Genomic DNA, 8,411 nt, shown 5'->3' with positions numbered 1-8,411 from the left:
GTTCTCGCTGGCGGGTGGGCTGGTGGGAGTTCTCGGCCCGGTTGCTCAACCCCTTGTGCGAGCGGTGCTCGACCGAGGACATCAGCTCGCGGTGCGCGACGCCGTAGGAGCAGAGCCTGTCGGTCACCAGCACCCGCGGCACCCGGCACTGCTTCTCCATCAGCTTGGCCATGAACCGCCTGGCTGCCCTCGCATCGCGCCTCGGCTGGACCAGGATGTCCAGGACGTTGCCGTCCTGATCGACCGCCCGCCACAGGTACGTACGCTCGCCGTTGATCTTCACGAAGACCTCGTCGAGGTGCCATTTGTCGCCGGCCTGCGGTCTGCGGCAGCGCAAGGCGGCGGCGTACTCGGGTCCGAACCGGTCGCACCATGCCCGGATCGTCTCGTGGGAGACGACGATCCCGCGCGCGAGCAGCAGCTCTTCGACCTCACGGAAGGACAGCGGGAAGCGGTGGTACAGCCACACCGCATGGGAGATGATCTCCGCCGGGAACCGGAAACCCTTGCACGACACCGCCGCCTCGGTCCCCACAGCCGGCCCCTCCCAGATGATCAACAAACCCCACGATCATCCCGCCCCCAAAGCCACCCACTCAACCTGACAGTGCCCTCTCCGCGTTTCTGATCAACCACTGGACGCCCTGCCGCGTGAAAGCGCGAGGTTAATAACTCCTTGGCTTTGGGGTCTGTTGGCCCGTTGGATTCGAGTGTGTCGGAGGGGATTGAGGCGGGGCTGGCGGAGGCGTTCGGGCTGTTGCTGCGGCATCTGGACGAGCAGCAGCGACGGCTGGTGCTGGGGACCCTTGCCCGTGTGCGGGGGTACGGCGGGATTCGCCCGGTGGCTGGTGCTGCCGGGGTGGCGGAGTCCACGGTGTCGCGCGGGCTGGAACAGGGGGAGGAGCCCCATGGCCGGGTTCGGGCGGCGGGCGCGGGCCGCAAGCGGCTGCGGGACGTTGATCCGGAACTGGTCCCGGCGTTGCTCACGCTGGTCGAGCCGGACCAGCGAGGAGATCCGGAGTCTGCGCTGCGGTGGACGGTGAAGTCCACCCGTGTCCTGGCTGCGGAGCTGCCCCCCCCAGGGGCATCGGGTGGGCCACGACACCGTGGCCGCGCTGCTGAAGGCCGGGGGATTCGCCCTGCAGGGCACCTCGCGCACCACCGAGGGCGCCCGCCACCCGGACCATGAGGCTGTCGCTTCGCTCGATTCCCACCTCAGCGGACGTCAGCGGTTCTGGGACTGATGCTGGGCGGAAGATTGAGGGCTCTGGTAAACCGTGGTTCCGGCTGCAGGACCAGGCCCTTGGGGCGGCGCTTTGGGCGATTGCGACCTTGCTGCCGCCACATCAGCCAACTCCTCGATCGCCCGGGTCATCGCGAGGTCGAAGGCGAATCGATTTTCTGCCTCCTTCTGCCGCTGCTCGTATGTCTCCAAAAGCGGCGGTTGCGGGGGGTTGAAGAGATAACGGCGCTTACCTGCGGTATCTCCAGCAGCCGGGAGAGCTGGTGGCTGCTGGGGAGTCTGCACAGCAGCAGCCGCGGCTGCCCCAGCCACGAACGGTGGCGGATACCACGCTGTTGGCTGCTGGCTATCCGGCCGCGAGGGCGTGGACGAGGCCTGTTCTTGTGCATGCGCGCGCGAGGTGGATGCCACTGTCCCCGAATCGCCTGATCCGAGTGCGTTGTTGATTTCGTATCGGCCTTTCTCGGTAACCTGGAATATTTGGTGATAACGGCCTCCTTCTTTTATTCCTGTGCCGTGTCTATTCATACCCGTATATTCTATCCATCCTTCACTTATTAGAATATTGGTGGCGTAACTTACACTCTGTGCCGAGATTCCTGTTCGTTCGCGCATCTCGGCTCGTGTAAATGTGCTTCCGTCCTCTAGGGCTTCGATCACTCTTCGCAGGTCCTCTTTCAGGGTCATTTCACTCCACTTTGCTGCCGTTCGCTGCTCAATTCTTTCGGAAGGTACAACGCTGCTCGCAAGAAAAAGGTTCAAAGATGTCGAAGAGTAAACCTGGTCCGCCCGGGGGAGCGTCCGTGAGTACTCCCGGCAGCTGCATCGACCACGCCCGCGCCGCCGCGACGACGGTTGAGGTGGACGGGCGACCGTACTACGAACACCTCCGCCCCGGATCCGACAGCGCCGCCCTCATTTCTTTCAAGGGCTTTCCGGTACGCCGGATGGTGAGGGATCCGACTCGGCGAAGCCATCGCTGGATACTTGCACCGGCCGTAGGCATGGCCAGCGGCTTTCGCAGTGTTGCGCCGCAGCTCGGCCTCTACGGTCGCAGGCCTTCGACCTCTCGGCGGCCAGTTTGAGCGCCATGTCGAGTTCGGAGGCCGCTGGAACCGGTCGGCCGTCTCGTGCTCTCGCCACCGCCAGCCTCTTCGCAAGGATCGGCATGCTCACCACCGGGCGGGCCCGGGAGCTTCCGGCCGGCGAGGCGTCCCTGCGGGAGCGGTGGGCGGCCATCGCCCCCGACCTCGCCGGGCATGTCACTGCCGTCGGCTACGACGCAGACTCCGGCCGACTCACCTTGTGCCCGGAGTCGGCGGCCTGGGCGACGAAGCTGCGCCGGGAGCAGGCCAGCGTCATCGAGGCCGCGAACCAGTCGGCGGGCCGTACGGTCGCACGCGGCCTGCAGATCCTCGCGGCCGGCTCCGTGCCGGCCGCCGAGCCTGCCGGCCTTCCCTTGGCCACTGCGTGCCGTATCCACGGGCACAGTGAAGACGCGGGCGTCGGCGTCCGTGGCTACCACCAGGCGCTCGCGGCGTACCAGGCGGCCCGGCCCGAGCGGCACCGTGATGCAGGCATCGCAGAGGCGGTGGAGGGACAGAACCGCGCGATGCGCGAGCTCAGCGCGACGGCGTTCCCGGAGGAAGAGGCCTGCTCGGACGACCAGCCAGCCCCGATCGAGGCGGCCCGCGTCCGGCGCCGCCGTGAAGCCGACGCCACCCGCGCAGCCGCCCTGCACCGGGCCCGGGCCGACCGAGCCCAGCGTGCCCGCACTACGGACGATGCGCTGCAGACACCGCCGACGCGGCGTGCGGTGTGAAAGCGCAGGCCAGGCGGATTGTCAGTGCTAGCCTCTACAGTCCTCAACGACGCTTTGACTACGCGGAGTTGAGTGGGATGGGTGAGTGCGGCAGGAAGTCCTCCGGGCGTTCAAGTTCATGCTGGACCCCACCGGGGTCCAGGTGGAGGCGTTCACGCGGCACGCCGGCGCGGCCCGGTGGGCGTTCAACCACGCGCTGGGCATGAAGGTGGCCACGCACCAGCAGTGGCGGCGCGAGGTCCAGACCCTCGTGGACCAGGGCGCGCCGGAGGCCGAGGCCCGCAAGACGGTGCGGGTGCCCGTGCCGACGAAACTGTTTATCCAAAGCACCTGAACCAGATCAAGGGCGACTCACGCACCGGTGGCCTCACGGAAGGTGTACACGGACCCGAGCGGCGGTGCCGGTGGTGGCACGAGGTGAACACCTACGCGTTCCAGTCCGCTTTCATCGACGCGGACCATGCCTGGAAGAACTGGCTCGACTCCCTGCGCGTTACGCGGGCCGGCCGCCAGGAGGGCTATCTGCGGTTCAGGAAGAAGGGCCGGTGTCGGGAGGCGTTCCGTCTCCACCATGGCGTGAAGCGACCAGCGGTCCTGCTGGACGGGTATCGGCGCCTGCTGTTACTGCGGGTCGGTGAGGCTGCACGAGTCCGCAAAACGCATGGCCCGCCTGGTCGGCCAGAGGGGAGGCGATCGTGCAGTCGGTGACCGTCTCCCGGGCCGGGCATCGTTGGTACGCCTCGGTTCTGTGCAAGGTCACCGCAGACCTGCCGGAGCGTCCGACGCGGCGGCAGCGTGAGCGCGGCCGCGTCGGCGTCGAGCGGAACGAGCACACCGACATCCGCACCAACTACCGCAGCGGGCACCGGGACAAGACGCTCACCACGCAGGCCGGCGATCTGGAGCTGGTCATCCCGAAACTGCGGGCCGGCAGCTTCTTCCCCTGCCTGCTGGAGCGGCGCCGCCCTATCGATCAGGCCCTCTATGCCGTCATCATGGAGGCAAACGTCGAGGGCGTCTCCACTCGGTCGGTCGACGACCTGGTCAAGGCCCTGGGGGCGGGACACCGGGATATCCAAGAGCGAGGTCTCCCGGATCTGCGCCGCCCTGGACGAGCCTCTGGTTGCTTTCCGTACGAGGCCGCTGGACCACACCCGCTTCCCCTGCATCTCCCTCGATGCCACCTACTGCACAAGGCCCGGTCCACCACCAGATCGCCTCCCGGGCCGCCGCACAGCGGCCCGTTGAGCGAGCGATCCGAACCCGCTCCGCGGACGGAGGGCTCAGGGAGCCGTTCTCGGCTGACGGTCGTGGATGGTGCTCGTAGACAGCAACAGCAACAGCAGCGGGTGCCTGACCCTGGCGATCTTCGTCTGCGGGTCGCTTTAACCCCGGCGGCCTACCTGTGGAGACAGCTCTGCGGCGGTCAGCAGGCCGTCGTCGTTCGCGCTGCTGAGCGGGCCCTTGGGGCCCTGTCCGGGATCGTGGGCCCGATGGCGGCGCCGCGCGTGCTCGCGGCTCGGCTCACCGACCGGCTGGAGGAGGTCGGAGGCGAGGCCCTGGTACGTGATCCGATGGGCTGGCTGCTCGGTCGGGGCCTGGTTCAGCGCGCTGCCTGCCCAGACCTGAGGTGCGACGACGGCATCCGTTTGGACACCGGCACCGACCGCCCGACCTGCGGGAACATCGTCCACACACGGCGCGCGTTGCGGGCCCAGGTTGCTGCCCGGGTGGAGGCCGAGATGCCGTACAGCCACCCGGCCGCGCGCCGGGATTGAGGCCGAGCGGCAGCTGCGCGAGGAAACCGCCCTCGAGGAGGATGCGGAGCTGGTCCGCAGGCAGGCGCCGTGTGCGGACTGCGGGCTGCCCGAATCCGCAGGCTTGTGCCCGGTGTGTTCCTACCGGCGGCGCACGGAAGAACTGGTGCGGGAGGCGGTCGAGCTGGCGGTCGCCGTGCGGGCTGACCTGTCGGACACTGCCGCGGTCGCTGGGCTCACCCGGCAGTGCGAGACGGGCCCCCGCGCCTTGCTGGCGTTGGCGTGCGAGCGGGACTGCGATCCAGACGCCGATCCGGCCTGGACCCAGTTCACCGCGCCCCAGGTGGCGCAGCGGATCCGGGACAAGCGGCGCGCGGCCGCGCTGCGCCGACTACTCGGGTCTCAGGAGGCGGTGGCAGAGGCCGACGCCGCATACGAGGCGTACCGTCGGCGCCGACGGTACTGCTGAGCAGGCCGCGGACGCGGCGGGTCGCCGTACGGCCAAACTCCTGCTCCGCCAACCGCCTTTCAGCCTGTGCAAGATGAGCGGCCGAGTTCAGTCGGCCAGCCGAGCCGGTCTTCCGCGCGGTGGCCGCCGACTGACGATCCAGCCCGCGAGGCGTTTGCCGGCCACCGTCAGCCAGGGAAAGCCGCCCGGGCGCAGGTGCAGCAGCGACCACACGTCGCCGCTCCCGGGCACGGGCCGTGGCGATCCGGGCCTGGACGGTCTCGTTCAAAGCGGCCCGGGCGCGGTGGGCGGTGGAGTCCGAGGCCGGGGTACCGAGCACGGCGGCGTGGTGGGCCTGCACCGCCTCGGCCTCGACAGGTTCGCCGCCCCCAGCACGATGCTGCCGGCCGAAGCCACGATCAGGTGCGCGCGATCACGCCAGGTCGCGCTCCTGCCCGCGGGGAACAGCCCGGCAAGCGCCGCGGTCAGCCCGACCCGGTCGGCGACCTGGTGCGGCAGTACCACTCCCGCATGTCCGACCTGCCCCTTGCCGTCGGCGGCCACAGACAGCCGTCGGCTCCACCCTGTACGCTTGCTCACCAAAAAGGTGCCCTTGATCTCTGCTCGGATATGGGCCGCAGCAGCACGGCCAGACCGTTGGGATGCAGCTGTCCGATGACCCGGCAGATGGTGTCCATCGACGCGGCCGGCCGCACCCCAGCACCCCACGGGCCGGAAAGCTGAGCCGGGCCAGGGCATCCTGGGGTGCCCGCCGCAGCCAGTGCCCGACCGCCGCATACGAACGCGTACCTGCCGCTACCGCGCAAGCCGCCGCTCTGACCAGCGCAACCAGCGGATACCGCCGCCTGCGACGGTCACGCGGATCGACGCCCTCCGGGTCAACACCCGCCGGAGCGACAGAACACGACAACACGGGCGCCAGCATGCAGACTCACGAATCACCGAAGCTCCGTTGCTGGCAAGGTACTTGAGACTTACCTCACCTCAACGGAGCTTCGGTGCATCCAGTCACACCCCCGCTGACCAGCCCCATCACAAGATCACGCTGACCTTGCAAGGGCCCTGGCTCTTCCCGGGACAGAGACTCAAGATCGGACACGGCAAGATCCAACCACATGACCGTCCGGCCCCACTCACAGAACGCCACCAGCAGCCTGAAGCGATCACACTCCGATTACCCGCTGAAGGTTTGCGGTCAGATGTGCCGGGCGCGGTCGATGCTGGGGCTGGTTACCGCCGCGACATTCCCTGTCCCGTGCGTGCCGGAGGCCTGTAAGGCTGCTGCTGACCGGCACTGTCCCCAGACTGTCGCGGCGCTGGCGCGGTCGGAGCCTGGACACCCATGGAGGCAGCACGAGCCCGAGCGGCAGCGCGCACTGCGTTCCCCGAATCCACACCCAGCTGAGTGGCCCTCCAAGTACCTATTTGTGGTTCACGGGTCACAAGACCCTCCACCGCAAGGTCCGCCAGCACCTGACGAGTCGATCGGGGGGCAACCTCACCCCACACGCCCATCTCCCCCGTTGTAAATGTGGTGACAGTATCGGGGGGCAGTGTCCCGATGATCTCTTCCTTAGTAGGCTGCCCGTATGCATGTGGCATTACTCCTGCTTTCCCTCTCGATCATTAAGGTAGGAGCTGTCGCCTAGTTAGCCGCAGGTGGCGTGTTGACCAGCGCGCGTGCGTGAACAGGAGGCGGCGCGAACGGCATTGCAACAACCCGTCTTCTGAGCGGTTCATATACGTACACACTCACAACGCACGGGCCCCCCTTTTAGGTTCATCGCCCGTGGGAAAACTCGAAGCCATCTCACCGTTGGCTGTCCCAATGACATGAGACGATCAGCCTTGTACTACGTCGGCGATCATGTGACGTGGTCTCCGGCTGGCTGCTGACCGGGGCATGGGTCACGTCCACGGACGTGGTGTATGGCGGGTTGTTGAGGTCGTCGCTGGTCGGGGTGGTTTGCCCAGGCATGCCAGTGGTGTGAGACATGAAGGAGCGGCCATCGGATGAGCTTTTCGGACGTACCGATCCGTTCAAAGTCCGTCCCCGGAGGTTCCCGATGACCGCGGTCACGTCCCCTGTGATGGCGTAGGCGATCAATCGTCCGTAATGTTCGGGGGTTGGGGAGTGTATGGGTGGCGTGTTCGGCGGCGTAGATGGCCGTCATGCTGCTTTCGGACAGGTAGCTGCGGGGGAAGGCGATCCATTCGTCGTGCATTTCGCTGAGCACGGCGGTGACCAGCCGTTCGAGGGCGGCCGGGTTGGGGAAGACCTGCACGACGTCGGTGCGGCGCTTGATCTCGCGGTTGATCCGTTCCAGGGGATTTGGGGACTGGATCTCCTTCCAGTGGGAGATGGGGAAGGCGGCGAAGGCGGTCAGGTCCTCCTTGGCGTCCAGGAGCATCTGTTTGACCGGCACTGTCAGGTTGAGTGGGTGGCTTTGGGGGATGATCGTCGGGTTTGTTGATCACCTGGGAGGGGCCGGCTGTGGGGACCGAGGCGGCGGTGTCGTGCAAGGGTTTCCGGTTCCCGGCGGAGATCATCTCCCATGCGGTGTGGCTGTGCCACCGCTTCCCGCTGTCCTTCCGTGAGGTCGAAGAGCTGCTGCTCGCGCGCGGGATCGTCGTCTCCCACGAGACGATCCGGGCATGGTGCGACCGGTTCGGACCCGAGTACGCCGCCGCCTTGCGCTGCCGCAGACCGCAGGCCGGCGACAAATGGCACCTCGACGAGGTCTTCGTGAAGATCAACGGCGAGCGTACGTACCTGTGGCGGGCGGTCGATCAGGACGGCAACGTCCTGGACGTCCTGGTCCAGCCGAGGCGCGATGCGAAGGCAGCCAGGCGGTTCATGGCCAAGCTGATGGAGAAGCAGTGCCGGGTGCCGCGGGTGCTGGTGACCGACAGGCTCTGCTCCTACGGCGTCGCGCACCGCGAGCTGATGTCCTCGGTCGAGCACCGCTCGCACAAGGGGTTGAACAACCGGGCCGAGAACTCCCACCAGCCCACCCGCCAGCGAGAACGCGCCATGAAAGGCTTCCGCTCCGCAGGCCGGACACAGCAGTTCCTGTCGGTGTTCAGCCAGATCTCACCGCACTTCCGACCCCGACGCCA

The 8,411-nt window shown here is 67.4% G+C and carries 8 protein-coding genes and 3 pseudogenes; 7 read left to right on the top strand and 4 right to left on the bottom strand.

From position 1 onward, the window contains the following. Positions 1–535, bottom strand: a 535-nt coding sequence (locus AAW14_RS38715) for an IS6 family transposase (RefSeq protein WP_265569163.1), incomplete at its 3' end; no start/stop codon positions are given. A gap of 177 nt (positions 536–712) precedes the next feature. On the opposite strand from AAW14_RS38715, the pseudogene AAW14_RS38710 reads away from it, so the two are divergent. Next, a pseudogene (locus tag AAW14_RS38710) lies at positions 713–1,190 on the top strand (ISAzo13-like element transposase-related protein); the annotation flags it as partial. A 35-nt stretch (positions 1,191–1,225) separates the two neighbouring features. On the opposite strand, the gene AAW14_RS38705 reads toward AAW14_RS38710, so the two are convergent. Continuing rightward, a complete protein-coding gene (locus AAW14_RS38705; RefSeq protein WP_265569162.1) occupies positions 1,226–1,930 on the bottom strand; it encodes a MarR family transcriptional regulator in 705 nt (234 codons plus the stop codon). A 481-nt stretch (positions 1,931–2,411) separates the two neighbouring features. Between AAW14_RS38705 and AAW14_RS38700 the strand changes: the two genes are divergently transcribed. From AAW14_RS38700 to AAW14_RS38680, 5 genes and pseudogenes are all read left to right on the top strand, one after another. After that, the gene (locus AAW14_RS38700; RefSeq protein ID WP_265569161.1) at positions 2,412–3,065 is read left to right on the top strand and encodes a DUF721 domain-containing protein; all 654 of its coding nucleotides are present in this window, start codon (positions 2,412–2,414) and stop codon (positions 3,063–3,065) included. 85 nt (positions 3,066–3,150) lie between these two features. Then, positions 3,151–3,399 (top strand): helix-turn-helix domain-containing protein, encoded by a 249-nt coding sequence (locus tag AAW14_RS38695; protein ID WP_265569160.1) that lies wholly within the window; start codon positions 3,151–3,153, stop codon positions 3,397–3,399. A 475-nt stretch (positions 3,400–3,874) separates the two neighbouring features. Further along, positions 3,875–4,256, top strand: a pseudogene (locus AAW14_RS38690) (transposase); the annotation flags it as partial. 302 nt (positions 4,257–4,558) lie between these two features. Further along, positions 4,559–4,843 (top strand): hypothetical protein, encoded by a 285-nt coding sequence (locus AAW14_RS38685; protein ID WP_265569159.1) that lies wholly within the window; start codon positions 4,559–4,561, stop codon positions 4,841–4,843. Between the two features lie 145 nt (positions 4,844–4,988). Continuing rightward, the gene (locus tag AAW14_RS38680) at positions 4,989–5,291 is read left to right on the top strand and encodes a hypothetical protein (protein ID WP_265569158.1); all 303 of its coding nucleotides are present in this window, start codon (positions 4,989–4,991) and stop codon (positions 5,289–5,291) included. Between the two features lie 412 nt (positions 5,292–5,703). On the opposite strand, the gene AAW14_RS39980 is transcribed toward AAW14_RS38680, so the two are convergent. Beyond that, positions 5,704–6,216 carry a transposase family protein gene (locus tag AAW14_RS39980; protein ID WP_416223440.1) on the bottom strand — a complete coding sequence of 171 codons (513 nt, stop codon included), beginning with the start codon at positions 6,214–6,216 and terminating at the stop codon, positions 5,704–5,706. Between the two features lie 1,234 nt (positions 6,217–7,450). Beyond that, positions 7,451–7,711, bottom strand: a pseudogene (locus AAW14_RS38675) (transposase); the annotation flags it as partial. Positions 7,712–7,764: 53 nt separating this feature from the next. On the opposite strand from AAW14_RS38675, the gene AAW14_RS38670 reads away from it, so the two are divergent. After that, the coding region (locus tag AAW14_RS38670; protein ID WP_416223441.1) for an IS6 family transposase at positions 7,765–8,411 on the top strand (647 nt) is incomplete at its 3' end.

It is taken from the genome of Streptomyces hygroscopicus (genome assembly GCF_026168105.1).
Taxonomy (GTDB): Bacteria; Actinomycetota; Actinomycetes; order Streptomycetales; family Streptomycetaceae; genus Streptomyces; species Streptomyces hygroscopicus_D.
This window is presented reverse-complemented; position numbering and strand designations above follow the sequence as displayed.

Coding starts and splice junctions, on each gene's coding strand:
- AAW14_RS38700 (WP_265569161.1), top strand. CDS start 2,412: ATGCTCACCACCGGGCGGGCCCGGGAGCTTCCGGCCGGCGAGGCGTCC.
- AAW14_RS38705 (WP_265569162.1), bottom strand. CDS start 1,930: ATGACCCTGAAAGAGGACCTGCGAAGAGTGATCGAAGCCCTAGAGGAC.
- AAW14_RS39980 (WP_416223440.1), bottom strand. CDS start 6,216: ATGCTGGCGCCCGTGTTGTCGTGTTCTGTCGCTCCGGCGGGTGTTGAC.
- AAW14_RS38685 (WP_265569159.1), top strand. CDS start 4,559: ATGGCGGCGCCGCGCGTGCTCGCGGCTCGGCTCACCGACCGGCTGGAG.